Below are 23,821 nucleotides of genomic sequence, written 5' to 3' on the forward strand. Positions count from 1 at the left end.
TCGGCGGCTGGGCGGCCTCAGCGGCTGACGGACTCCGCCAGGGCGGCGAGGCGGCGCTGTACGTCGTCCTGGGCGCCGTTCCTGCCGGGCACCCGGCTCCGGAGGTTCGCCAGCTCCACGCCCAGCTTCCGGACCTCCTCGTCGTTGCCGACCTGGTGCCAGCAGTGGTGGGCGCGGTCGACGGCGGCCGTGACCTCGGGGTGCGTCTCGCTCTGCCCGCCGGCCAGCCGGACGTGCGCGGACCGCATCCACAGCCCGCTCGCCCGCACCGGCTCGCCGGCCTGCCGGGCCAGCTCCGCCTGTACCTCGATCCAGTGCACCGCCTCGGGGGACACCGGCCCGTGGCTCCGGAGGGCGGCCTGCTCCCAGGCCGCGGCCATCGCGGCGGCCTCCCCGTGCCGCCCGGCCGCCGCCGCGGCGAACACGGCATGGTGCGGGTCGACGGCAGGCGCCGCACCGGGGACCGGGGGTATGGCGGCCACGACGGGAATCGGGGGCTGGGAGGGCTGCGGGGGCTGCGCAGGAGCCGGGGTGGGCGCGGGAGCCGGAGCGGGATCGGGCGTGGGCGCCGGGGCGGACTCGGGCGTGGGCGCGGGAGCCGAAGCGGGCTCAGGCGTGGGCGCCGGGGCCGACTCGGGCGTGGGCGCGGGAGCGGACTCGGGCGCAGGCGCCGGTGCAGGAGCCGGGGTGGGCGCGGGAGCCGAAGCGGGCGCAGGCGCCGACGCGGGAGCCGGGGTGGGCGCGGGAGCCGAAGCGGGCTCAGGCGCCGACGCGGGCGCCGGAGCCGATGCAGCCACCGCCCCAGCAATCGGCGCAGCCACAGCCCCCGCACCCGGTGCAGGCGCCGCCCCAGGGACCGGCCCAAACCCCGCACCCGGCACCGGTACCGGCGCCTGCACCCCCGTTCCCGAGCGCTCCGGCGCCAGCCACAGCGTCACCCCGCCGTCCAGCCCCGCCTCACGCAGCGCCCACCCGTGCAACTCCTCCGCACTGGGCCGCTCCGCCGTCGTCCCCGTCTCCGCCACCGCCCGCAGCACCCGCGTCAGGGCATGCGTGTACGCCGGCGCGGGCCGGTGCCGCTTGTCGCTGCGCTGCACCGTGCCGTACAGCAGGAACGGTCCGCCCAGCGACAGCTTCCCCCTGCCCAGGTCGTGCCAGATCTCCGGCCCCGCCGCCAGGTCGGCCAGCACCGTCGTGCTGCCCGGCGGCCGGTGCTGCAGTTCCGCGGCGAGCCAGTGCCACGGCAGCGCCGTGTACCGGACCGTTCGGGGCACGGTCCGGGCCAGCGCCAGATGCGGCTTGCCCTGCCGCGCGTCGACCTGGATGTGCCCCGCGACGTAGATCAGCAGCGGCCCGTCGACGGCGGCCGCGGTGCGGATGTGGGTCAGCACCGTATTCGGGTCGTCCGGGTTCGCCAGCTGTACGGCGCTGGCGTACGGAGCGCCCACGAGCCGCGCCGGCGGAACGGCCGCCAGCTGCGGCAGCGCGGCGGTCGCCGGCAGCGGCCGGCGGGCCGGCGGATCGGCGGCAATCAGCAGTGCGTAGCCAGGAGCGGTCGGTGCGGTGCTGATTGCCATACCGAGCACGGTAACCGGCCGCACTCCCGATACGCATGGGATGTCGGCGCAAAGGTTCGAAAACTGGTAGCAACTGACGCCGCTACGGCCCTTGCTCAGTGGCCGCGCGCGATCCACTCCTCCAGGTGCGGCGCCTCGTCCCCGATGGTCGTCGGGTCGCCGTGCCCGGTGAGCACCTTCGTGTCGGGCGGCAGGCTGAGCAGCCGTTCCTTGATCGACTCGACGATGGTCGGGAAGTCGGAGAACGACCGGCCGGTCGCCCCGGGCCCGCCCTGGAAGAGCGTGTCACCGCTGAACACGACCCCGAGATCGGGCGCGTGGAAGCAGACCGCGCCGGGCGCGTGCCCCGGCGTGTGCAGCACGGTCAGATCCGTACCGGCGATGGTCAGCACCTGTCCGTCCGTCAGCTCCCGGTCCGGAGGGCTGCCCGGATGGGTCAGCTTCCACAGCGGCAGGTCGTCGGGGTGGAGGTGGATCATGGCACCGGTACGGGACGCCAGCGCGGGCGCCGCGTCGATGTGGTCGTCGTGCGCGTGCGTACAGAGCACGGCGCGCAGCCGCCGTTCGCCGAGCGCCGCGAGGATGGCGTCGGCGTCGTGCGCGGCATCGATGACCACCGCTTCCTCGTCGTCCCCGACGATCCACACGTTGTTGTCCACTTCCCACGTCCCGCCGTCGAGGGAGAACGTCCCGGAGGTGACCAGGTGATCGATGCGGGCCGCCATCACAGCACCACCACCGAGCGCAGCACATTGCCCTCATGCATCCGCGCGAACGCCGCCTCCACGTCCTCGATCCCGATCGTCTCGGTCACGAACGCGCCCAGATCCAGCCGCCCCTGCTGGTGCAGATCGACCAGCATCGGGAAATCGCGCGAGGGCAGACAGTCCCCGTACCAGGAGGACTTGAGCGCCCCACCGCGCCCGAAGACGTCCAGCAGCGGCAGCTCCAGCGTCATCTCCGGCGTCGGCACGCCCACCAGGACCACCGTGCCCGCCAGATCGCGGGCGTAGAACGCCTGCTTGTACGTCTCCGGACGGCCGACCGCCTCGATGACCACATCCGCACCGAACCCACCGGTCAGCTCGCGGATCGCCTCGACCGGATCGACGGCCTTGGAATTCACCGAGTGCGTGGCCCCGATGGACAGCGCCTTCTCCAGCTTCCGGTCGTCGATGTCCACCGCGATGATCTTCGCGGCGCCCGCCAGCCGGGCCCCCGCGATCGCCGCGTCACCCACACCACCGCAGCCGATCACGGCAACCGAGTCACCCCGGCCGACATTGCCCGTATTGATCGCGGCACCGATGCCCGCCATCACCCCGCACCCCAGCAGCCCCGCCACCGCAGGCGACACGGCCGGATCCACCTTCGTGCACTGCCCCGCCGCCACCAGCGTCTTCTCCGCGAACGCGCCGATACCGAGAGCCGGGGACAGCTCCGTACCGTCCGTCAGCGTCATCTTCTGCTTGGCATTGTGGGTGTCGAAGCAGTACTGCGGACGCCCCCGCAGACACGCCCGACACTGCCCGCACACCGCACGCCAGTTCAAAATGACGAAGTCGCCCGGCGCCACATCCGTAACACCCTCGCCCACCGACTCCACGACACCGGCGGCCTCGTGCCCCAGCAGAAACGGGAACTCGTCGTTGATGCCGCCCTGCTTGTAGTGCAGGTCCGTATGGCACACACCGCACGCCTGGACCTGGACCACGGCCTCGCCGGGGCCCGGGTCCGGCACGACGATCGTCTCGACGCGCACCGGCTGGTCCTTGCCGGGTGCGATGACTCCGCGTACTTGCTGTGCCATGGGGGCGGCCCCTCTCGATGATCACGCACGGGACGGACCCATACCGTACGCGTTCCCCGCATTCCCGCCCAGAGGGCGACACCCCGGCGCCCGGGGGCGGCGGTCCGGGGAGTTACCAGCGCGGCACGGCCGGAGCCGTCCACCCCGGGTGCGCGACGCGCATCGCCGCCGCGTCGTCCCGGTCGCGCTGGCCGCCGTCGTCGTCCAGCCAGCGCCGGTGCAGCGCGGCCAGGCGGTCCCGGTCCAGTTCGACGCCGAGGCCCGGGGTGTCGGTGACCGCGACGGCGCCGCCGTCGAAGGCGATCCGCTCGGTGAGGACGTCCTCGGTCTGCCAGGGGTAGTGCGTGTCGCAGGCGTACCGCAGGTCCGGGACGGTCGCCGCGACGTGCGTCATCGCGGCGAGGCTGATGCCGAGGTGGGTGTTGGAGTGCATGGAGACGCCGACGCCGAACGTGCGGCAGATCGCGGCCAGTTCGCGGGTGTTGCGCAGGCCGCCCCAGTAGTGGTGGTCGGAGAGGACGACCTGGACGGCGCCGCGGGTGAACGCCCCGGCGATCTCGTCGAAGGTCGTCACGCACATGTTGGTGGCGAGCGGAATCTCCGTACGGGCCGCCACCTGAGCCATCCGGTCGGTGCCGCTCGCCGGGTCCTCCAGGTACTCCAGTACGTCCTTCAGCTCCTCGGCGACCTTCAGGGAGGTCTCCACCGACCAGGCGCCGTTGGGGTCCAGGCGCAGCGGACGCCCGGGGAACTCCTCGGCCAGCGCGCGGATCGCGGCGATCTCCTCGGCCGGTTCGTACACCCCGCCCTTGAGCTTGAACGAGCCAAAGCCGTACGTGCCGGCGAGGCGGCGGGCCTGCGCGACCACGCCCGCCGGGTCGGTGGCCGCCGCCCAGTCGTCGGGCTCGCCGCGGCCGCCCGGGCGCTCGGCCCAGCGGTAGAAGAGGTACGCGCTGTAGTCGACCCGGTCGCGGACCTTGCCGCCGAGCAGGGCGTGCACGGGGAGTCCGGTGGCCCTGCCCCAGGCGTCCAGGCAGCCGACCTCGAAGCCGGAGAGGACGGAGAGGCGCAGCTTGTCGGCGGTCTGGACGCCGCGCAGCCCGCCGACGTCGACCGCGCCCGCGGCGGTGGCGGCCGGCGAGTCGCCGCAGACCTCGGCAGCGATTGCGGGAAGCGCGTTCAGATCCGTGACCGAGCGGCCGATGAGCGCATCGGCCAGCGGCCGGGCGATATCGAGGTACTTGGTGTCGCCGTAGGTCTCGCCGAGGCCGGTCGCGCCGCCCTCGGTGACCACCTCGATGATCAGCCGGGGGGTGTAGGGCTGGTGCACGCCCTGGGTGTTCAGCAGCGGCGGGTCGGCGACCAGGATCGGGGTGAGCCGGACTTCGGCGATCGTCAGTTCCGTCCGCGTCATCGGGTGGCTCCTACCAGGTCGAGGCCGCGCTCCAGGAGCGCCGCGAGGTCGGTGAGGTCGGCGGGGGACGGATCGGTGAGCGGGGCGCGTACCGGGCCGACGGGCAGGCCGCGCAGCCGGGCCGCCGCCTTGACCAGCGACACCGCGTATCCGGGCACCCGGTCGCGCAGCTCCACGAAGGGGATGTAGAAGCCGGTCAGCAGCTTCTCGACGGTGGTGTCGTCGTGCTCGGCGAGCGCCGTGAAGAAGGCGCCGGCGATCTCGGGCGCGAAGGCGTGCACGGCGGAGGAGTACGCGGTGACGCCCAGGCTCGCGTAGGCGCGGGCCTGTAGTTCGGCGGTGGCGGCGCCGTTGAAGAACAGGAAGCCGTCGGGCGCGGCGAGTTTGGCGCGCTGCAGTCGGTCCAGGTCGCTGTGGCCGTCCTTGAGGCCGATGACGCCGGGGATTTCGGCGATCCGGCGGACGCTGTCGGTGGTGAAGGTGACGTGGTCGCGCTGGTAGGCGATCAGCGGCAGCCGGGTGCGGGCGGCGACCTCGCGCACCTGCGCGACCAGGCCGTCCTGCGGGGCCCTGACCAGGTAGTGCGGCATCAGCAGGGCCGCGTCGGCCCCGGCCTTCTCGGCGATCCCGGCGAACCGCGCGGCCTGCGCCCAGCCGTAGCCCACGCCCGCGACGACCGGCAGCCGCCCGTCCGCCACCTCGACGGCGGCCCGGATCACCCGGCCGTACTCGTCCTCGTCCAGCGAGAAGAACTCGCCCGTGCCGCAGGCGGAGAAGAGCGCGCCGGGCCCGGCGGCGATCCGGCTCGCGAGGTAGTCGCGGTACGCGGGCAGGTCCAGCGCGCCGTCGCCGGCGAAGGAGGTGAGGGGGAAGGACAGCACGCCGCGAGCCATGCCCGCGCGCAGCCGTTCGGTGACCGTCATGGGCCTGTCTCCATATGTAGATGACATCCACAGATGAGAATGGAGGCTAGAGAGGGGCGTATCGGCCGTCAAGGGCGCCTGCGGCCGGCCACCTTTTACCAACGATTTAATCTCCGCGCGTAGATACGCAGAAGCAACGCCTGCTAGATCTACCGGAGCCCCCTTTTCCGCCCCCAACTCCGCAGGAGAACCACATGCGTTTCCGCGCGCGCCTGGGCGCCGTCGCCGCCGCGATGGCCGTCGCCGCCACCACCGCTTTCGGTGTCGGCCAGGCCACCGCCGACCACTCCGTCCCGCGCACGGACCAGGAGATCCCGAACCTCACCCAGGTCCAGGACAAGATCAAGGCGTACTACGGCGACACCGTCACCGCCGACGGGGAGCACTACGCCTCCCCGAAGAGCAACTACGCCCGCCAGGTCCACGGCATCGAGGCGAAGGCGCAGCGGTACCTGGACAGCGCCGCGCGGAACCACCACGGCTCCGGCAAGCCCGCCATCGTCCTCGACATGGACGACACCACCCTGCTCACCTACAACTTCGAGCTGCAGGTGGGCTTCGCCTTCAGCGACAAGGCCCAGGACGCGTACCTGAAGAGCCACGACATGGAGCCGGTCTTCGGGATGGACGCGCTGGTGAACCACGCCCGCGCCAAGGGCTACGAGGTCTTCTTCGTGACCGGCCGCAAGGAGGCCCAGCGCGACTGGAGCGTCCGCAACCTGAAGAACGTCGGCTACGACGTCCCGCTCGACCGCGGCCACGTCTACCTGAAGAACAAGGAGAACCCGCCGTCGTACCTGCCCTGCGGCGCCGGCTGCTCGACCATCGAGTACAAGTCCGGCACCCGCAAGCACATCGAGTCCCAGGGGTACGACATCGTCGCCAACTTCGGCGACCAGCACTCCGACCTGCGGGGCGGCTACGCGGACCGCACCTTCAAGCTGCCGAACCCGATGTACTACCTGCCGTAACGGGCGCCCCGGCAGCGCTGAGCGCCACTTCACCGGCGCTCAGCGCCGCTTCGCCAGGACTCAGCGGCGCTTCGGCAGCGGTACCCGCAACAGGTCCCGGGCCACCGTCAGTTCGCCGTCGTAGCCCGCCTCCCGGGCCTCCCGCTCGAACTCCGACGGGTCGGTGTACCGCTGCGAGAAGTGCGTGAGCACCAGGTGCCGGACGCCGGCGTTGCGCGCGACCACGGCCGCCTGACCCGCCGTCAGGTGGCCGTGCTCGGCGGCCAGCTGCCGGTCGCCGTCCAGGAACGTGGACTCGATGACGAGCATGTCGCAGCCCGCCGCGAGCTCGTGCGCGCCGGCGCACAGCCGGGTGTCCATCACGAACGCGAACGACTGGCCGGGCCGTACCTCGCTGACCTCCTCCAGGGTGACCGTCCGGCCGTCCGCCCGGACGATCGCGCCCTCCCGGCTCAGCCGGCCCACCTCGGGGCCGGCAATGCCGTGCGCGGCCAGCCGCTCGGGCAGCATCCGCCGCCCGTCCGGCTCCTGGAGGCGGTAGCCGTAGGACTCGACGGGGTGCGAGAGGCGGCGCGCGGTGAGCGTCCAGCCGGGCGTGTCGGCGAGCGTGCCGCCGTCGCCGGACACCGGCTCCTGCCGGATCTTCACGGTCTCCCGGTACGCCGTCGAATAGCGCAGCCGCTCGAAGAAGTGCGCCCCGCTCGCGGGGTAGTGGGCGATGACGGGGTGCGGCACCCGGTCGAGGTTGATCCGCTGGATCACCCCGGCCAGGCCCAGGCTGTGGTCACCGTGGAAATGCGTGACGCACAGCCGGTTGATGTCGTGCGCGGCCACCCCGGCGCGCAGCATCTGCCGCTGCGTCCCCTCGCCGGGGTCGAAGAGCAGCCCCTCGCCGTCCCAGCGCAGCAGGTAACCGTTGTGATTGCGGTGCCGTGTGGGCACCTGGCTGGCGGTGCCGAGGACGACCAGTTCGCGTACGGACAAGGTGCTGATCCGCTCCCGTGACCCTCCGGCGCCTTATCCGGGGGGCCAGTTGAGGCCGCGGCCGCCGAGTACGTGGGCGTGTGCGTGGAAGACGGTCTGGCCCGCGCCGGTGCCGGTGTTGAAGACGATGCGGAAGCCCGTGCCGTCGACCTTGTCCTCCTCGGCGACCTTGCGCGCCTCGCACAGCACGTCGGCGGCGATCTGCGGCTCGGCCTCGGCCAGGGACGCGGCGTCCGGGTGGTGGACCTTGGGGATCACCAGGACGTGGGTGGGCGCCTGGGGATTGATGTCGCGGAAGGCGACGGTCGTGTCGGTCTCTCGGACGATCGTCGCGGGCACCTCGCCCGCCGCGATCTTGCAGAACAGGCAGTCGGCCTGCGGTTCTCCCGCCACCGGGTGCGCTCCTCACGGGTCGTCGGCTCGTACGAACCTGATCGTACCGATCGGGGCGCGGCGTCGGTCACTGGCGTGCCGCGGCGGCGGCGGCGGCGGCGCCCTCCTGGTCGTCCTCCTTGCCGTCGTGCCACTTGCCGTCGTCCTGCCACTTGCCGTCGTCACCGTGGTCGCCGTCGTCGCCGTCCGGGCAGTCGTCGTGGCTGCCGTCGTCCTGCCACTTGCCGTCGTCGTGACCGTCGCCGTTCTGACCGTCGTCGTTCTGGCCGCCGCCCCCGCCGTTCTCGTCCCCGTTCTCGTTCCCGCCCTCGTCGCTCCCGCCGCCGCCCTGGTCATCGCGGGCGGGCCCGGACTCCGGGTTATCGCTGTTACCAGAGTTACCGGAGTCATCAGAGTTACCGGAGTCGCCGGGATTATCGGAGTTATCGCGGTCATCAGCGTTACCGCGGTCATCGGCGTTCGGCGAGGCGCTCGATGCCGGTGCGGCGTTGCAGTTGCCGATGGTGTCCGTACGGAAGATCACCCGGCCGTCGACCTGCGCGACCAGGTCCTTGCCCTCCACGCAGCGGCCGTTGACCTCCCTGGTCACGGGCCCCCGGATGGTGATCCGCTGCCCGCTCGCCGTCTCCCCCTGGCAGTCGACCCGGCCGCTGCCACCGCCCGCGGCGGGAGTGGCCGCCGGTGCGCCGCCGTTCGGCGCGGTCGCCGTGCAGCTCAGCCACCGCACCTCGACCTTCTCCCACTCCAGCGCCCGGGTCCCCTGCTCATCGGTGGTCACGGCTATCGCCGAGGTGTTGGAGTACCCCGTTGGCTCGCACGCCGCTGTTCCGGCGGCCACCGCACCCGCGGCACCCGCCGCTGCCAACGCCCGTAACCAACGGCCCCGCACGCGTCCCGTCATGCCCCGCAGCGTGCCACCGCCGCCGTACGGCCCGACAGGCCCGCTCCGGCCAACTCCGCGCGGCGCTCGCCCGGCCATGCCGATCATCACTAACCTGGGCCACGAAGAGTCAGGTTCCGCCACATACGGGAGCGATCCATCATGGCAACGACGCGCACGGCCAAGACCCACTGGGAAGGCAACCTGCTGGAGGGCAAGGGCCAGGTGGCCCTGGACTCCTCCAAGATCGGTTCGTACGACGTGAGCTGGCCTGCCCGCGCCGAGGAGCCTGGCGGGAAGACCAGCCCCGAGGAGCTGATCGCGGCGGCCCACTCCTCCTGCTACTCCATGGCGTTCTCGCACGGGCTGGCCGGCAAGGGCTACACCGTCGAGACGGTCGACACCCAGGCCGACGTCACCTTCCAGCCGGGCGAGGGCATCACCGCCATCAAGCTGACCGTACAGGCCAAGGTCCCCGGCCTGTCCGAGGACGACTTCCAGGCCGCGGCCGAGGACGCCAAGAAGAACTGCCCGGTCAGCCAGGCCCTCGCGGGCGTCAAGAACATCACACTCGACGCCAGGCTGATCTGAGGCCCCAGGGTCGTACGGGCTTCGCTGCGCTCAGTCCCAGCGGCCGGTACGGCCCAGCAGCAGGGCGGCCGCGGCCGTGCCGGCGGTGGAGGTGCGCAGCACGCTCGCCCCCAGCCGGTACGGCTTCGCGCCGGCCGCCGCGAACAGCTCCAGCTCCTCCGGCGAGACGCCGCCCTCGGGCCCGACGACGAGCACGATGTCACCGTCGGCGGGGAGTTCGGCGCGGGCCAGCGGCTCGCTGCCCTCCTCGTGCAGCACGGCGGCAAAGGCGGCGCCGGACAGCAGCGCCGCCACGTCCTTCGTGGTGGCCGCGTCCGCGACCTCGGGGAACGTCAGCCGGCGGGCCTGCTTCCCGGCCTCGCGCGCCGTATTGCGCCACTTCGTCAGCGACTTGGCGCCCCGCTCGCCCTTCCACTGCGTCACACAGCGGGACGCCTGCCACGGCACGATCGCGTCCACGCCGGTCTCGGTCATGGTCTCCACGGCCAGTTCGCCGCGGTCGCCCTTGGGCAGCGCCTGTACGACGGTGATGCGCGGCCGCGGCGCCTCCTCGGTCCGTACCTCCGTCACCGCGACGTCGAGGCGGTCCTTGCCCTCGACCGCGGCGACCGTCCCGTAAGCGCCGGTGCCCGCGCCGTCCGTCAGCACGATCTCCTCGCCGGTGCGCAGCCGCCGTACGGACACCGCGTGCCGCCCCTCGGGACCGTCCAGGGTGAGCGCCGCACCGGGCGCGGCGCCGGCCAGCGAGTCGACGAGGAAGACCGGGGCGGTCACGAGGCACTCCCGAGGGGTCCGGTTCCGGCGGCGCCGGAGGGGTTCAACAGATCGCGTGCGGCGGCCAGTTCGGCCACCAGTACCTCCATCAGTCCGGCCGCGGGCAGCTGCCGGGCCAGCCGGTGGCCCTGGCCCGCCCACAGGCTCATGGCCTGCGGGTCGCCGGCCTTGGCCGCGGCCTTGCGCACCGGGGAGGTGAGGTGGTGGACGGCCGGGTAGGCGGCCGGGGCGTACGGGCCGTGCTCGCGCAGGAAACGGTTCACCAGGCCGCGGGCCGGACGGCCGGAGAACGCCCGGGTCAGCTCCGTACGGGTGAACAGCGGGTCGGTCAGTGCCTGCTTGTGCAGCGGGTGGGCGCCGGACTCGGGGCAGGCCAGGAAGGCCGTGCCGAGCTGGGCGGCGGCCGCGCCCGCCGCGAGTACGGCGGCGATCCCCGCGCCCTGCATCAGCCCGCCCGCGGCGATCACCGGCAGCCGGACGGCCGCGCGGACCTCGGCGATCAGCGTCAGCAGGCCGAGGCCCGCGCCGGTGCCGTCGCTCTGCGGGTCGTCGCGGTGCGTGCCCTGGTGGCCGCCCGCCTCTATGCCCTGGGCGCACACGGCGTCGGCGCCCGCCTCCTCCGCGGCCCGTGCCTCGGCGGCCGTGGTGACCGTGACGACGGTGTACGTGCCGGCCCGGTCGAGGGCCTGCAGGGTCTTGCGGTCCGGGCAGCCGAAGGTGAAGGAGACCACCGGCACGGGGTCCTCGCGCAGGACGGCGAGCTTGGCGTCGTACCCGTCGTCGGCGGAGCCCGCGGTGTCGCCGAGCTCGGTCTCGTACCAGGTGGCCTCGCCCGCGAGCTGTTCGCGGTAGACCTCGACGGCGGCGGAGTCGGCGAGCTCCGGCTGCGGCATGAAGAGGTTCACGCCGAAGGGGCGGTCGGTCAGCCCGCGTACCCGGGTGATCTCCTGGTACATGCCGTCGGCCGTCTTGTATCCGGCCGCGAGGAAGCCCAGGCCGCCGGCCGCACTGACGGCTGCGGCCAGCTCGGGACACGAGGCGCCGCCCGCCATGGGGGCCTGCACAATCGGATGGCGGCACAGATCGGTCAGCGCGGTGGGCATGCCCACATCGTGTCACGCGTCACGGCCGCCCCTGGAATCGGGGCGACCGTGCCACTTACACACATATTCCGGAGCGGTTCACCATCCGTGAGGACGGCCTCGCCCCCTCGCCTCATCGTCCGTTGAAGGCATCTTTGAGGCGCGAGAACAGCCCCTGCTGGCCCGGCTGGAACTGTCCCGTCGGACGCTCCTCGCCGCGCAGCTTGGCGAGCCGGCGCAGCAGCTCCTCCTGCTCCGGGTCGAGCTTGCTCGGGGTCTGGACCTCGACGTGCACGACCAGGTCACCGCGGCCGCCGCCGCGCAGGTGCGTGATGCCGCAGCCGTGCAGCGGGATCGACTGGCCGGACTGGGTGCCGGGCCGGATGTCGACGTCCCGTACTCCGTCCAGCGTCTCCAGCGGGCACTTCGTGCCCAGCGCCGCCGCGGTCATCGGGATGGTGACCGTGCAGTGCAGGTCGTCGCCGCGGCGCTGGAACACCGGGTGCGCGACCTCGTGGATCTCGACGTACAGGTCGCCGGCGGGGCCGCCGCCGGGGCCGACCTCGCCCTCGCCCGCGAGCTGGATCCGGGTGCCGTTGTCGACACCGGCCGGGATCTTGACCGTGAGCGTACGGCGGGACCGGATACGGCCGTCGCCCGCGCACTCGGGGCACGGGGTCGGCACGACCGTGCCGAAGCCCTGGCACTGCGGGCAGGGCCGCGAGGTCATGACCTGGCCCAGGAAGGACCGGGTGACTTGCGAGACCTCACCGCGGCCCCGGCACATGTCACAGGTCTGCGCGGAGGTGCCGGGGGCGGCGCCCTCACCCGTACAGGTCGTACACACGATGGCGGTGTCGACCTGGATGTCCTTGGTCGTACCGAACGCGGCCTCGTGCAGCTCCACGTCCAGCCGGATCATGGCGTCCTGGCCGCGGCGGGTGCGCGAGCGCGGCCCGCGCTGCGACGCCGTGCCGAAGAACGCGTCCATGATGTCGGAGAAGTTGCCGAAGCCCGCGCCGAAGCCGCCGGCCCCGCCGGCGCCCCCGCCCTGGGACATCGGGTCGCCGCCGAGGTCGTAGACCTGCTTCTTCTGCGGGTCCGACAGCACCTCGTAAGCGGCGTTGATCTCCTTGAACCGCTCCTGGGTCTTGGGATCCGGGTTCACGTCCGGGTGCAGCTCGCGCGCCAGCCGCCGGAAAGCCTTCTTGATCTGGTCCTGCGAGGCGTCGCGGCTGACACCGAGGACCGCGTAATAGTCCGTGGCCACTTACGACTCCGCCAGGATCTGTCCGACGTAACGTGCCACTGCGCGTACCGCTCCCATCGTTCCGGGGTAGTCCATGCGGGTCGGTCCGACCACGCCGAGTTTGGCGACTGCCTCGTCGCCCGAACCGTAGCCGACGGCGACGACCGATGTGGAAGTGAGGCCCTCATGAGCGTTCTCGTGCCCGATGCGCACGGTCATGCTCGAATCCTTGGCCTCTCCCAGCAGCTTGAGGAGCACGACCTGCTCCTCAAGTGCCTCCAGCACCGGCCGGATCGTCAGCGGGAAATCATGTCCGAAGCGCGTGAGATTGGCGGTACCGCCGATCATCAGCCGCTCTTCGGTCTCCTCCACCAGAGTCTCCAGCAACACCGACAGCACTGTCGAGACCGTGCCGCGGTCCTCCGTCTCGAAGGACTCGGGCAGGTCCTGCACCAGCTGCGGCACGTCGGTGAACCGGCGCCCCACCACCCGGCTGTTGAGCCGGGCCCGCAGGTCCGCCAGGGACGTTTCGCCGAACGGCGCCGGGCAGTCGATCATGCGCTGCTCGACCCGTCCGGTGTCCGTGATCAGGACGAGCATCAGCCGGGCCGGGGCCAGCGACAGCAGCTCGACGTGGCGGACGGTGGAGCGGGTCAGCGAGGGGTACTGGACCACCGCGACCTGCCGGGTCAGCTGCGCGAGCAGCCGTACCGTACGGGCCACGACGTCGTCGAGGTCCACCGCGCTGTCGAGGAAGCTGTGGATCGCCCGGCGCTCGGGGCCGGAGAGCGGCTTGACGGCCGCCAGCTTGTCGACGAAGAGGCGGTAGCCCTTGTCGGTGGGGATGCGTCCGGCGCTCGTATGAGGCTGGGCGATGAAGCCCTCCTCCTCGAGCACCGCCATGTCGTTGCGGACCGTGGCCGGCGAGACGCCGAGCCGGTGGCGCTCCGTGAGGGCCTTCGATCCGACCGGCTCCTCGGTGCCCACGTAGTCCTGGACGATGGCACGCAGCACTTCGAGTCTGCGTTCGCTGAGCATCGCGCACACCTCCAGTCCCGCGCTCTCCCCTGGGCCGCTGCGGCCGCTGTCCGGCCGGGGTCCGGCCGGCTGTCCCTGGCACTCGACCGGTCCGAGTGCCAAACCCTGAACCAGTGTACGGCCGGGTAGCACGGCCAGGGCAAGGCCGGGCACCGCGGCGCGCGGCCCGGCGGGCCACCGTATCGCGCCGCGGCCGGTCCATGTTCCCGGGATCCGCCCAGGTCAGCCCCGGCGGCAGCGGGCGATTTCCCGGTATCCGGGCTAGCGTCGCGGTATGGGCACGACTTGGGAAGAGGCAGGGTGGGAGCGGCTCGCCGACGGGGTCGCCCGGCGCCGGCTGCCCCAGTGGGACGCCACGGTCGGCGTCGTGGCGGGCACCACCGGCGTCCTCCTGGTCGACACCGGGTCCGGGCTGGCCGAGGGCGCCGGGCTGCGCCGCCAGGTGCGCGGCGTACTGGGCCGTGAGGTGTCCCACATCGCGCTCACCCACCCGCACTTCGATCATGTACTGGGCACGGCGGCGTTCGCGGGCGTGACGGTCTTCGGCGCGACCGGCATGGCCGAGCTGCTGCGCCGCGAGCCGGAGGCGCTGCTCACCGACGCGGTACGGAACGGGGCCGACCCGGAGGCGGCGGCCGAGGCGGTGGACACCCTGGTGGTCCCGCAGCACGCGGTCTGCGGCGAACGGACCCTGGACCTGGGCGACCGGCACGTCCTGCTGGCGAACGTCGGGCCCGGGCACAGCGCGCACGACCTCGCGGTGTGCGTGCGGGGCAGCGCGGGCGGGCCCGAGGTGGTGTTCTGCGGCGACCTCGTCGAGGAGTCGGGCGAGCCGCAGGCCGGTCCGGACGCGCTGCCCGCCTGCTGGCCGGCCGCGCTGGACCGGCTCCTCTCCCTCGGCGGCGAGGACGCCCGCTACGTCCCCGGCCACGGCGCCGTCGTGGATGCCCGCTTCGTCCGCACCCAGCGCGACGAGCTGGCCCGCCGCTTCGGCGTGTCGCCCGAATAGCCCGCACGGGCGACGTGCTCCCCGCATATCGTCTGTCGAATGCGCAGCAGACAGTACGGGCCCGACCTCACCCCGCCCTGGAAGAAGCAGAAGCCCGCCCCCGAGGTCCCCGCCGAGCCCGACCTGGTCGTCGAGGAGATCACCACCGGTTACTGCGGTGCCGTCATCCGCTGCGAGAAGACGGCCGAGGGGCCGACCGTCACCCTGGAGGACCGCTTCGGCAAGCAGCGTGTCTTCCCGATGACGCCCCGCGGCTTCCTCCTGGAGGGCAAGGTCGTCACCCTCGTACGGCCGTCCGCGCGGCCCCGGCAGCAGGGCCCGGCCCGTACCGCCTCCGGCTCACTCGCCGTCCCCGGCGCCCGCGCCCGCGTCGCCCGCGCCGGGCGCATCTACGTGGAGGGCCGCCACGACGCGGAGCTGGTCGAACGCGTCTGGGGCGACGACCTGCGCATCGAGGGCGTCGTCGTGGAGTACCTCGAAGGCATCGACGACCTCCCGGCGATCGTCCACTCCTTCTCCCCCGGCCCGGACGCCCGCCTCGGCGTCCTCGTCGACCACCTGGTGCCCGGCTCCAAGGAGTCCCGCATCGCGGCCTCGGTCACGGACGCGAACGTCCTGATCGTCGGCCACCCGTACATCGACATCTGGGAAGCCGTGAAGCCGTCGTCCGTGGGCATCGCGGAGTGGCCGTCCGTACCGCGCGGCCAGGACTGGAAGACGGGCGTCTGCCGGTCCCTGCGCTGGCCGGAGAACACGGGCGCCGCCTGGCAGCGCATCCTCGGCTCGGTCCACTCCTACAAGGACCTGGAGCCGGCGCTGCTGGGACGGGTGGAAGAGCTGATCGACTTCGTGACGGCGCCCGCCTGAATCAAGCCCGCCCGGCGATTGAGGGCAAGACCTCGGCCGGGACGGCGGGTCAGTCGACCAGGTCGCGCACCACGGCATCCGCGAGGAGCCGGCCACGCAGCGTCAGGACCGCCCGCCCGGCCTTGTACGGCCCGGACTCCAGCAGGCCGTCCACGAGCGCCCGGCGGGAAGCCGCCAGTCCCGCAGGAGCGAGCAGCTCCAAGGGGCACCCCGCCGCCAGCCGCAGCTCCAGCAGGATGCGCTCCACCCGGCGGTCCTCGTCCGAGAGGACCTCGCGGCCCGCGCCCGGGGTGCGGCCTTCCGAGAGGGCCTGCGCGTAAGCGCCCGGGTGCTTCGCGTTCCACCACCGCACGCCGCCCACGTGGCTGTGCGCGCCGGGGCCCGCGCCCCACCAGTCGGCGCCGGTCCAGTACAGCTCGTTGTGCCGGCAGCGGGCCGCTTCCGTGGTGGCCCAGTTGGAGACCTCGTACCAGGTGAAGCCCGCGGCGGTGAGGGCCTCCTCGGCGATGAGGTAGCGGTCGGCGTGCTCGTCGTCGTCCGTCATGGGGACCTCGCCGCGGCGGATGCGGCGGGCGAGCTGGGTGCCCTCCTCGACGATGAGGGCGTAGGCCGAGACATGGTCGGGACCCGCGCCGATCGCCGCGTCCAGCGACGCCCGCCAGTCCTCGTCCGTCTCCCCCGGCGTGCCGTAGATCAGGTCGAGGTTGACGTGGTCGAAGCCGGCGGCGCGGGCCTCGGCGACGCACGCCTCGGGGCGCCCGGGCGTGTGCGTACGGTCGAGGATCTTGAGTACGTGCTGACGCGCGGACTGCATGCCGAAGGACACCCGGTTGAAGCCGCCCGCTCGCAGCTCCTCCAGATACCGCGGGTCCACGGACTCCGGATTCGCCTCCGTGGTGATCTCCGCACCCGGCGTGAAGCCGAATTCCTCGCGGATGGCGGCGAGCATGCGCCCCAGATCCGCCGCCGGGAGCAGCGTCGGCGTGCCGCCGCCCACGAAGACCGTCTCGACGCGGCGCGGGTCGTCGCCCAGGACCTTGCGGGCGAGCCGGATCTCCTCGACGAGGGTGTCGGCGTAGTTCTCGCGGGAGGCGAGCACTCCGCCGGAGCCGCGCAGCTCGGTGGCGGTGTAGGTGTTGAAGTCGCAGTACCCGCAGCGCGTCGCGCAGTACGGCACGTGCAGGTAGAACCCGAGAGGCCGCTCGCCCGCTCCGTCCAGGGCGGAGGCGGGCAGCGCCCCGTCCTCGGGCATGGGCTCACCGTCGGGGAGTGCAGAAGGCATACCGCCATTGTCCGGCACGCGGGGAGTGATCCCCGCCGCCCGCACCGGCCGCCCGCCCCGACTGCCCGCCCCGCCGCCCGGCTACGGGCCCGGTACCGCCTGTAGCACCAGCAGCGCCAGGTCGTCGTCCGGCGGCGTCGCGCCGAAGGCGTGCACCCGGCGCCGGAGGTGCTCGGCGACGCCGTCGGCGCCCAGTCCCGCGCACTCGGCGAGGGCCTGCGCGAGGCCGTCCTCGTCGTCGAAGAGCCGGCTGCCCGAGCGGCGCTCGGTCACCCCGTCGGTCACGCACAGCAGCGTCTCGCCGGGCGCGAGGTCGAAGGACTCGCTCTCGTACTCGGTCTCCTCCATGACGCCGAGCAGCATCTGGGGCGCGGCGACCGCCCGCACCGTGCCGTCCGTGCCGAGCACCAGCGGCAGCGGGTGCCCGGCACTGGCCAGCGTGCAGCGGGCGCCGCTGCCGTCCGCGTACGGGACGATCTCGCCGTACAGGAGGGAGAGGAAGCGGGCCTGCTCGCTCTCCTCGCGGTAGCCGGGCTGGAGCTCCGCCTCGGAGCCGGCCGCCACCACCGCGGCGGCCACCGCGGCGACGGAGTCGGCCGCCTCCCGCGCGACCGTGCGGTTCAGCCGGTCCAGTACGTCGCCGACGCCGTACCCCTCGCGGGCCAGCAGCCGCAGCACCGGGCGGGCCAGCCCCGTGACGGCGGCCGCCTCCGGGCCGCTGCCGCAGACGTCGCCGAGCATGAAGCACCAGCGGCCCTCGCCCGCCTGGAAGAGGTCCCAGAAGTCGCCGCCCGCCCAGGCGCCCTCGCGCGGCTCGTACACCACGGCCGAGGCCACGCCGGGCACGTCGGGGCGGCGGCCGGGCAGCAGCCGGCGCTGCAGTACCCGGCTGATGCGTTCCTGCCGGCTGTAGGCGTCCGCGGTGGCGAGGGCCCGGGCCACCCGCCCCGCCAGGTCCTCGATGAGCGAGACGACCTCGTCGGGGAAGCGGAGCAGTCCGGCCCGGCCTATCAGGAGCGTGCCGTGCCGGCGCACGCCGGAGATCAGCGGGCAGGCCAGGGCCGCGCCGCCGGGGCCGAACCCGCTGGGCTCGCCGGGCCACGGCCAGGGGCCCGCGCCGGTGGGGTGGCCGTCGCCGCCGCGCCCGGTCAGTACCGGCGGGTCCTTCTCCAGCAGTTCGCGCAGCCCGTCGATGCGGGACTCCGTGGCGTGCCAGACGCGGGCCAGCCGGGGCGCGCCGAACTCCCCGCCGTTCTCCAGCCACACCGCGCACCAGTCGGCCATCCGCGGCACGATCAGCTGCGCGACCAGCGCGGCCACCTGGTCCGCGTCCAGCTGTCCGCTGAGCAGGTCGGACGCCTCGGCGAGGAAGGACAGCGCGCCGTGGTGGAGCCGCTCGACCTCGCAGCGGCGCAGGGCGGCCCGCTGCGGCCCGGGCGGCATCAGCTCGGTGGCCGGCGGCCCGCCCGGCGCCCTGCGGTCCGCGTGGAAGATCTCCGCCGGCGGTCCGTACACCGCCTCCGGCGCGTCCGCCGTCACCCGGAACCACACGGTCTTCAGGGTGCGCCGGTAGGTGATGCCCCAGGCGTCGGCGATCGCGCCGACCAGCTGCAGCCCGCGGCCGCCGCCCTCGGGGGTGACGGCGTCGTGGCGGCCGCGCACCGGGCGGGCCGGGTGGTGGTCGGCGACCTCCACGGTGACGGCGGTGTGCGGGCCGTCCTCGTCCAGCCGGCACTGCACCTCGACGGCGGTGCCGGCGTGCACGACGGCGTTGGTGACCAGCTCGCTGACGAGCAGTTCGGCCTCGTCGGTGACGCGCGCGGTGAGGTACTCGGTGCCGGGCAGGCCGCGGGTGATCCAGTCGGCGAGCGTCGTGCGGACGAACTGCCGGGCGGCGCCGGCCGCGATGGGCGAGCCGGGCAGTCCGACGGCGCGGAAACCGTCGGTTCCGTATGCATCGTCGGCGGGTTGTGTTCCCTCGGCCGGACGGCCCTCGGCGGGCGGGCCGCTCTCCTGTGCCGGGACGGCGCCGGGCCCGGCCGTGGCCGGCCTGCGCACCACGTCGGTTTCCGACGGAGTTGTCGTCCTCATTGAGCACTCCCGAGCAGTTCCGCAATCGCGCCGAATGCGCCATCGCCAGAGTGACAGACTGAGCCCACCCATTCGCACCGAGTTACTGAAGTGGGTCACTATGTCGGTGGATTCCGCAGTGCCCCGCGATACGCGGGAGACAGGTACCGGCTGGGTGCGGGCGGCTGATCTCAAGCCGCTGCTCACCGCGCTCGTGTCGATGTCCTCCGGTGACTTCCGTACGCACCTCCCCGTGGCGTACGACGGCGTCCTCGCCGATCTGCACGGCGCCTTCAACGACATCGTCGTGCGCACCCGGCACCACGCCGACGAGCTGGTGCGGCTGCGCTCCGAGCTGATCCGGCAGGGCCGGCTGGACGAGCGGATGGCGGCCAGCCCCGGCCAGGGCACCTGGGCCTCCTCGGTGCGCGCGGCCAACGACATCATCGAGGCGCTGGTGGTCCCGGCGGCCCAGGCGACGCAGGTGCTGAACGCGGTGGCGGGCGGCGACCTGACGCAGCGCGTGGAGCTGCACGACGGGCACCGCAGGCTGCGCGGCGACCGCTGCGGGCTGGGCCGCGCGGTGAACTCGATGGTCGATCAGCTGTCGCTGTTCACCGGCGAGGTCACGCGGGTGGCCCGGGAGTCGGGCAACGAAGGGCGGCTCGGCGGCCGGGCCAAGGTGGCGGGGCTGTCCGGGAGTTGGCGGGATGTGACGGAGGCGGTCAATACGATGGCCGCCCGGCTGACCGCGCAGGTGCGGGACATCGCGGCGGTGACGACGGCGGTGGCGCGCGGCGATCTGACGCGTCAGGTGACGGTGGAGGCGACCGGCGAGCTGCTGGAGCTGAAGCTGACGGTCAACACGATGGTCGATCAGCTCTCCGCGTTCGCCGACGAGGTCACGCGCGTTGCGCGGGAAGTCGGTACGGAGGGACGGCTGGGCGGCCGGGCGCAGGTGCCGGGCGTCTCCGGGGTGTGGAAGGACCTCACCGACAACGTCAACTTCATGGCGTCCAACCTCACCTCACAGGTACGCAACATCGCCCAGGTCACCACCGCGGTGGCCAACGGCGACCTCAGCCAGAAGATCACGGTCGACGCGCGCGGCGAGATCCTGGAGCTGAAGGAGACCGTGAACACCATGGTCGACCAGCTCTCCGCGTTCGCCGACGAGGTCACCCGGGTCGCCAGGGAGGTCGGCACGGACGGGCGGCTGGGCGGCCGCGCGCAGGTGCGCGGGGTGTCGGGGATGTGGAAGGACCTCACCGACAGCGTCAACTTCATGGCGGACAACCTCACCACGCAGGTGCGCAACATCGCCCTGGTGGCGACCGCGGTGAAGGAGGGCGACCTCGGTCAGAAGATCACGGTCGAGGCCAAGGGCGAGGTCCTGGAGCTGAAGACGACGATCAACACGATGGTCGACCAGCTCTCCGCGTTCGCCGACGAAGTCACCCGGGTCGCCAGGGAAGTCGGCACGGAGGGCAACCTCGGCGGTCAGGCCCAGGTCCGCGGCGTCTCCGGGGTCTGGAAGGACCTCACCGACAACGTCAACTTCATGGCGTCGAACCTCACCTCGCAGGTCCGCAACATCGCCCAGGTCACCACCGCGGTCGCGGACGGCGACCTGTCGAAGAAGATCTCGGTGAACGCGCAGGGCGAGATCCTGGAGGTCAAGGAGACCGTCAACGGGATGGTCGACCAGCTGCGGGCGTTCGCCGACGAGGTGACCCGGGTGGCCCGCGAGGTCGGTACGGAGGGCGACCTCGGCGGCCGGGCGCAGGTGCGCGGCGCGTCGGGCGTCTGGAAGGACCTCACCGATAACGTCAACTTCATGGCGTCGAACCTCACGACGCAGGTGCGCAACATCGCCCTCGTCGCCACCGCCGTCGCCCAGGGCGACCTGTCGAAGAAGATCGACGTGGACGCGCGCGGCGAGATCCTGGAGCTGAAGACCACCCTCAACACCATGGTGGACACCCTCTCCTCGTTCGCCTCCGAGGTGACCCGGGTGGCCCGCGAGGTCGGCAGCGAGGGCCAGCTGGGCGGCCAGGCCCGCGTGGAGGGCGTCTACGGCACCTGGAAGTCCCTGACGACCAGCGTGAACGAGCTCGCGTCGAACCTCACCACGCAGGTCCGGGCGATCGCCGAGGTGACCAGCGCGGTGGCCTCCGGCGACATGACGCGCAACGTCACGGTCGAGGCGCGCGGCGAGGTCGACGAGCTGAAGAACAACATCAACATGATGGTCTCCAACCTCCGCGAGACCACCCGCGCCAAGGACTGGCTGGACGCCAACCTCGCCCGGCTGGCGGGCCTGATGCAGGGCCACCGCGATCTGGTCGAGGTCGCCGACCTGATCCTGCGCGAGCTGACGCCGCTGGTGAACGCGCAGTACGGCGCGTTCTTCCTGGCCAGCGCCGAGACCGACGAGCTGCGGCTGGACTTCATCGCGGGGTACGGCTCCGCGCACGACGCCAGCATCGCCACCCCCGGCTCGCACGGCCACGGCCTGGTCCGCCAGTCGGCCGTGGAGAAGAAGCGCATCCTGGTGGAGGAGGTGCCGCCCGACTACATCAAGGTCGACTCCGGGCTGGGCGAGGCGGCCCCGAACACCGTCGTGATCATCCCCGTGCTCTTCGAGGACCGCATCCTCGGCGTGATCGAGCTGGCGTCCTTCTCCCGCTTCTCCGACGTCCACCTCGCCTTCTTCGACCAGTTCGTGAACACCATCGGCGTCGCCATCAACACCATCGTCGCCAACTCCCGTACGGAGTCGCTGCTGAGCGAGTCCCAGCGGCTGGCCGGCCAGCTCCAGGAGCGCACGGGCGAGCTGCAGCGGCGCCAGGCCGAGCTGCAGCGCTCCAACGCCGCGCTGGAGGAGAAGGCCGCGCTGCTGGCCAGCTCCTCGCGGTACAAGACGGAGTTCCTGGCGAACATGTCGCACGAGCTGCGCAATCCGCTGAACTCCCTGCTGATCCTCGCCCAGATGCTCATCGACAACGAGCACGGCCACCTCAGCCGGCACGAGGTGGAGAGCGCGGCGATGATCCACCGCTCCGGCTCCGAACTCCTCCAGCTGATCAACGACATCCTCGACCTGTCCAAGATCGAAGCCGGCCGGATGGACGTCTTTCCGGCCCGGGTCCCGCTGATCAAGCTGCTCAACTACGTCCACGACACCTTCCGCCCGCTGACCCTGGACCGCGGCCTGGCCTTCGAGGTCTCGGTGACCGACACGGTGCCCAAGGATCTGTACAGCGACGAGAAGCGGATCAAGCAGGTGCTGCGGAACCTCCTCTCCAACGCCCTGAAGTTCACCTCCAAGGGCAAGATCGACCTGCGGGTGGACCGGGCGGACGAGGAGAGCGTCACCTTCACCGTCACCGACACCGGCATCGGCATCGCGCCCGAGAAGCTGCCGGTCATCTTCGAGGCGTTCCAGCAGGCGGACGGCACGACCAACCGGAAGTACGGCGGTACGGGCCTCGGCCTGTCCATCAGCCGGGAGATCGCGGGCCTGCTCGGCGGCGAGCTCACGGCACAGAGCGAGCCCGGCGCCGGCTCCACCTTCGCCTTCCGCATCCCCGTCATGTGCCACAGCACGGCGGAGCCCGCCGAGCAGCCGCCCGACGACGACGCGGTCACCGACGAGGGCGAGGCGCCCGCCCCGGAACTCACCCGGCCGCCGGTCCCCGCGCCCACCGTCTCCCCGGAGGAGAGTGCCTGGCCCGCCGTGTCCAATGTGGAGCAGTGGGCCGAGGGCGCCACGGGCGAGCTGCTCTCGGGCGCCCAGGCCCTGGTCGTCGACGACGACATCCGCAACGCCTTCGCGCTGACGAACGTCCTCAGCCGGGTCGGCATGCGGGTGATCTACGCCGAGCACGGCCGGGAGGCCATCGAGATGCTCGGCAAGAACCCGGGCATCGACTTCGTCCTGATGGACATCATGATGCCGGAGATGGACGGGTACGAAACGATCCGCGCCATCCGCCGCACCCCCCGGTACGCCGATCTGCCGGTCGTCGTCCTGACGGCCAAGGCCATGCCGGGCGACCGAGAGAAATCCCTGGAGACCGGCGCCAACGACTACCTACCCAAACCACTGGACGTGGACCGGCTGCTGAACGTCGCCGTCGATCTGCTCGCCAAGTACCGCGCCCCCGCCTCCGCCCCTGACGGCGGCGCCCCGACCAGCCACGGACACGAAGACGCAGCAGACGACGAGACCGGCCGGGCCGGCAATTCGTAGGGGCACACCCGTTTCAGAGGCCACTCATGATCCACGTCACCAGCACCCACAGCGACGACCGGGCAGGCATTCTCCTCGTCGACGACATGGAGGAGAACCTCGCCGCGCTGGAAGCCGTCCTGCGCTCACTCGGTGAACCGCTCGTCCGCGCACGGTCGGGCGAGGAAGCGATGAAGGCGCTGCTCCGCCAGGAGTTCGCGGTGGTCCTCCTGGACATCCTGATGCCCGGCATGGACGGCTTCGAGACCGCGAGCAACATCAAGCGGCTCGACCAGGCGAAACACATCCCGATCATCTTCCTGACCGGCACGGACGCCGACTCCGGCTACGCCTTCCGCGGCTACTCCACGGGCGCCGCGGACTATCTCACCAAGCCCTTCGACCCCTGGGTACTGCGCGCCAAGGTCAAGGTCTTCCTGGAACTGCACCAGAAGAACCGGCAGTTGCGCCGGCTGCGGCAGCAGGACCGGGCCCGCCTCGACGAGCTGGCGGACCGTATCTCCCTCATGGAGCAGGCGCTGGCGGCCGGCGACGACGTCGAGGCGGGCGAACTGCGCGCCAGGATGTCCGCGCTGGAGGAGACCGTACGAGCGCTGCGCCACGGCCGGGCCTGACGCCCGCCGGGCCCGTACGGAGAACGTACGGGCCCGGC

The 23,821-nt window shown here is 72.4% G+C and carries 20 protein-coding genes; 6 read left to right on the forward strand and 14 right to left on the reverse strand.

Going from position 1 to position 23,821, the window contains the following annotated elements; genetic code table 11:
- Positions 1-17: 17 nt before the first annotated feature.
- The 5 genes from ACIGXO_RS13600 to ACIGXO_RS13620 all read right to left on the reverse strand — a co-directional run bounded on the left by ACIGXO_RS13600 (position 18) and on the right by ACIGXO_RS13620 (position 5,724).
- A complete protein-coding gene (locus ACIGXO_RS13600) occupies positions 18-1,577 on the reverse strand; it encodes a hypothetical protein (protein ID WP_399784900.1) in 1,560 nt (519 codons plus the stop codon).
- A 95-nt stretch (positions 1,578-1,672) separates the two neighbouring features.
- A complete protein-coding gene (locus ACIGXO_RS13605) occupies positions 1,673-2,302 on the reverse strand; it encodes an MBL fold metallo-hydrolase (protein ID WP_399784902.1) in 630 nt (209 codons plus the stop codon).
- Positions 2,302-3,387 (reverse strand): S-(hydroxymethyl)mycothiol dehydrogenase, encoded by a 1,086-nt coding sequence (locus ACIGXO_RS13610; RefSeq protein ID WP_399784905.1) that lies wholly within the window; start codon positions 3,385-3,387, stop codon positions 2,302-2,304. The genes ACIGXO_RS13605 and ACIGXO_RS13610 overlap by 1 nt, the downstream gene beginning before the upstream one ends.
- 112 nt (positions 3,388-3,499) lie before the next feature.
- A complete protein-coding gene (locus ACIGXO_RS13615) occupies positions 3,500-4,801 on the reverse strand; it encodes a glucarate dehydratase family protein (protein ID WP_399784908.1) in 1,302 nt (433 codons plus the stop codon).
- Positions 4,798-5,724, reverse strand: coding sequence for a 5-dehydro-4-deoxyglucarate dehydratase (locus ACIGXO_RS13620; protein WP_399784910.1), 927 nt, complete (start codon positions 5,722-5,724; stop codon positions 4,798-4,800). Before ACIGXO_RS13620 ends, ACIGXO_RS13615 begins: the two co-directional genes overlap by 4 nt.
- A 194-nt stretch (positions 5,725-5,918) precedes the next feature.
- On the opposite strand from ACIGXO_RS13620, the gene ACIGXO_RS13625 reads away from it, so the two are divergent.
- Positions 5,919-6,695, forward strand: coding sequence for an HAD family acid phosphatase (locus tag ACIGXO_RS13625; protein ID WP_399784913.1), 777 nt, complete (start codon positions 5,919-5,921; stop codon positions 6,693-6,695).
- A 60-nt stretch (positions 6,696-6,755) separates the two neighbouring features.
- On the opposite strand, the gene ACIGXO_RS13630 is transcribed toward ACIGXO_RS13625, so the two are convergent.
- The 3 genes from ACIGXO_RS13630 to ACIGXO_RS13640 all read right to left on the reverse strand — a co-directional run bounded on the left by ACIGXO_RS13630 (position 6,756) and on the right by ACIGXO_RS13640 (position 8,973).
- Entirely contained in the window at positions 6,756-7,679 is a 924-nt protein-coding gene (locus ACIGXO_RS13630; RefSeq protein ID WP_399784916.1) for a ribonuclease Z, read from the reverse strand.
- A gap of 33 nt (positions 7,680-7,712) precedes the next feature.
- Positions 7,713-8,072 (reverse strand): histidine triad nucleotide-binding protein, encoded by a 360-nt coding sequence (locus tag ACIGXO_RS13635; protein WP_399784919.1) that lies wholly within the window; start codon positions 8,070-8,072, stop codon positions 7,713-7,715.
- A 67-nt stretch (positions 8,073-8,139) separates the two neighbouring features.
- Positions 8,140-8,973, reverse strand: a complete 834-nt coding sequence (locus tag ACIGXO_RS13640; protein WP_399784922.1) for a hypothetical protein — start codon at positions 8,971-8,973, stop codon at positions 8,140-8,142.
- A 141-nt stretch (positions 8,974-9,114) separates the two neighbouring features.
- Between ACIGXO_RS13640 and ACIGXO_RS13645 the strand changes: the two genes are divergently transcribed.
- Positions 9,115-9,543, forward strand: a complete 429-nt coding sequence (locus ACIGXO_RS13645; RefSeq protein WP_399784924.1) for an OsmC family protein — start codon at positions 9,115-9,117, stop codon at positions 9,541-9,543.
- Between the two features lie 30 nt (positions 9,544-9,573).
- Here the strand turns inward: ACIGXO_RS13645 and ACIGXO_RS13650 are convergent, their stop codons facing one another.
- From ACIGXO_RS13650 to hrcA, 4 genes are all read right to left on the reverse strand, one after another.
- Entirely contained in the window at positions 9,574-10,317 is a 744-nt protein-coding gene (locus ACIGXO_RS13650) for a 16S rRNA (uracil(1498)-N(3))-methyltransferase (protein ID WP_399784927.1), read from the reverse strand.
- Positions 10,314-11,420 carry a nitronate monooxygenase gene (locus tag ACIGXO_RS13655; protein ID WP_399784929.1) on the reverse strand — a complete coding sequence of 369 codons (1,107 nt, stop codon included), beginning with the start codon at positions 11,418-11,420 and terminating at the stop codon, positions 10,314-10,316. Before ACIGXO_RS13655 ends, ACIGXO_RS13650 begins: the two co-directional genes overlap by 4 nt.
- A 112-nt stretch (positions 11,421-11,532) precedes the next feature.
- Entirely contained in the window at positions 11,533-12,669 is a 1,137-nt protein-coding gene (gene dnaJ / locus ACIGXO_RS13660) for a molecular chaperone DnaJ (RefSeq protein WP_399784933.1), read from the reverse strand.
- Complete coding sequence (hrcA, locus tag ACIGXO_RS13665; protein WP_399785656.1) at positions 12,670-13,686, reverse strand: heat-inducible transcriptional repressor HrcA; 1,017 nt, start codon at positions 13,684-13,686, stop codon at positions 12,670-12,672.
- 274 nt (positions 13,687-13,960) lie between these two features.
- Between hrcA and ACIGXO_RS13670 the strand changes: the two genes are divergently transcribed.
- Both ACIGXO_RS13670 and ACIGXO_RS13675 read left to right on the forward strand, forming a co-directional pair.
- Positions 13,961-14,695: an MBL fold metallo-hydrolase gene (locus ACIGXO_RS13670; RefSeq protein ID WP_399784935.1), complete on the forward strand. Its 735-nt coding sequence runs from the start codon at positions 13,961-13,963 to the stop codon at positions 14,693-14,695.
- 39 nt (positions 14,696-14,734) lie between these two features.
- Positions 14,735-15,562, forward strand: a complete 828-nt coding sequence (locus ACIGXO_RS13675; protein ID WP_399784938.1) for a DUF3097 domain-containing protein — start codon at positions 14,735-14,737, stop codon at positions 15,560-15,562.
- Positions 15,563-15,611: 49 nt separating this feature from the next.
- Here the strand turns inward: ACIGXO_RS13675 and hemW are convergent, their stop codons facing one another.
- Positions 15,612-16,844, reverse strand: a complete 1,233-nt coding sequence (gene hemW / locus ACIGXO_RS13680) for a radical SAM family heme chaperone HemW (protein WP_399784940.1) — start codon at positions 16,842-16,844, stop codon at positions 15,612-15,614.
- 81 nt (positions 16,845-16,925) lie between these two features.
- A complete protein-coding gene (locus ACIGXO_RS13685; protein WP_399784943.1) occupies positions 16,926-18,935 on the reverse strand; it encodes a SpoIIE family protein phosphatase in 2,010 nt (669 codons plus the stop codon).
- 199 nt (positions 18,936-19,134) lie between these two features.
- On the opposite strand from ACIGXO_RS13685, the gene ACIGXO_RS13690 reads away from it, so the two are divergent.
- Positions 19,135-23,169 carry a HAMP domain-containing protein gene (locus ACIGXO_RS13690; protein ID WP_399785659.1) on the forward strand — a complete coding sequence of 1,345 codons (4,035 nt, stop codon included), beginning with the start codon at positions 19,135-19,137 and terminating at the stop codon, positions 23,167-23,169.
- A gap of 26 nt (positions 23,170-23,195) precedes the next feature.
- Positions 23,196-23,783, forward strand: a complete 588-nt coding sequence (locus ACIGXO_RS13695; RefSeq protein ID WP_399784946.1) for a two-component system response regulator — start codon at positions 23,196-23,198, stop codon at positions 23,781-23,783.
- Positions 23,784-23,821: the final 38 nt, after the last annotated feature.

It is taken from the genome of Streptomyces sp. NPDC053542, from assembly GCF_044544685.1.
GTDB lineage: Bacteria > Actinomycetota > Actinomycetes > Streptomycetales > Streptomycetaceae > Streptomyces.

What these genes read in the sequence shown, in the direction of transcription:
- ACIGXO_RS13645 (WP_399784924.1), top strand. Translation starts at nt 9,115, where the DNA reads ATGGCAACGACGCGCACGGCCAAGACCCACTGGGAAGGCAACCTGCTG.
- hemW (WP_399784940.1), bottom strand. Translation starts at nt 16,844, where the DNA reads ATGCCTTCTGCACTCCCCGACGGTGAGCCCATGCCCGAGGACGGGGCG.
- ACIGXO_RS13655 (WP_399784929.1), bottom strand. Translation starts at nt 11,420, where the DNA reads ATGCCCACCGCGCTGACCGATCTGTGCCGCCATCCGATTGTGCAGGCC.
- ACIGXO_RS13605 (WP_399784902.1), bottom strand. Translation starts at nt 2,302, where the DNA reads ATGGCGGCCCGCATCGATCACCTGGTCACCTCCGGGACGTTCTCCCTC.
- hrcA (WP_399785656.1), bottom strand. Translation starts at nt 13,686, where the DNA reads ATGCTCAGCGAACGCAGACTCGAAGTGCTGCGTGCCATCGTCCAGGAC.
- ACIGXO_RS13640 (WP_399784922.1), bottom strand. Translation starts at nt 8,973, where the DNA reads ATGACGGGACGCGTGCGGGGCCGTTGGTTACGGGCGTTGGCAGCGGCG.
- ACIGXO_RS13690 (WP_399785659.1), top strand. Translation starts at nt 19,135, where the DNA reads ATGTCCTCCGGTGACTTCCGTACGCACCTCCCCGTGGCGTACGACGGC.
- ACIGXO_RS13620 (WP_399784910.1), bottom strand. Translation starts at nt 5,724, where the DNA reads ATGACGGTCACCGAACGGCTGCGCGCGGGCATGGCTCGCGGCGTGCTG.
- ACIGXO_RS13695 (WP_399784946.1), top strand. Translation starts at nt 23,196, where the DNA reads ATGATCCACGTCACCAGCACCCACAGCGACGACCGGGCAGGCATTCTC.
- ACIGXO_RS13615 (WP_399784908.1), bottom strand. Translation starts at nt 4,801, where the DNA reads ATGACGCGGACGGAACTGACGATCGCCGAAGTCCGGCTCACCCCGATC.
- ACIGXO_RS13610 (WP_399784905.1), bottom strand. Translation starts at nt 3,387, where the DNA reads ATGGCACAGCAAGTACGCGGAGTCATCGCACCCGGCAAGGACCAGCCG.
- ACIGXO_RS13625 (WP_399784913.1), top strand. Translation starts at nt 5,919, where the DNA reads ATGCGTTTCCGCGCGCGCCTGGGCGCCGTCGCCGCCGCGATGGCCGTC.
- ACIGXO_RS13670 (WP_399784935.1), top strand. Translation starts at nt 13,961, where the DNA reads ATGGGCACGACTTGGGAAGAGGCAGGGTGGGAGCGGCTCGCCGACGGG.
- ACIGXO_RS13685 (WP_399784943.1), bottom strand. Translation starts at nt 18,935, where the DNA reads ATGAGGACGACAACTCCGTCGGAAACCGACGTGGTGCGCAGGCCGGCC.
- ACIGXO_RS13600 (WP_399784900.1), bottom strand. Translation starts at nt 1,577, where the DNA reads ATGGCAATCAGCACCGCACCGACCGCTCCTGGCTACGCACTGCTGATT.
- ACIGXO_RS13675 (WP_399784938.1), top strand. Translation starts at nt 14,735, where the DNA reads ATGCGCAGCAGACAGTACGGGCCCGACCTCACCCCGCCCTGGAAGAAG.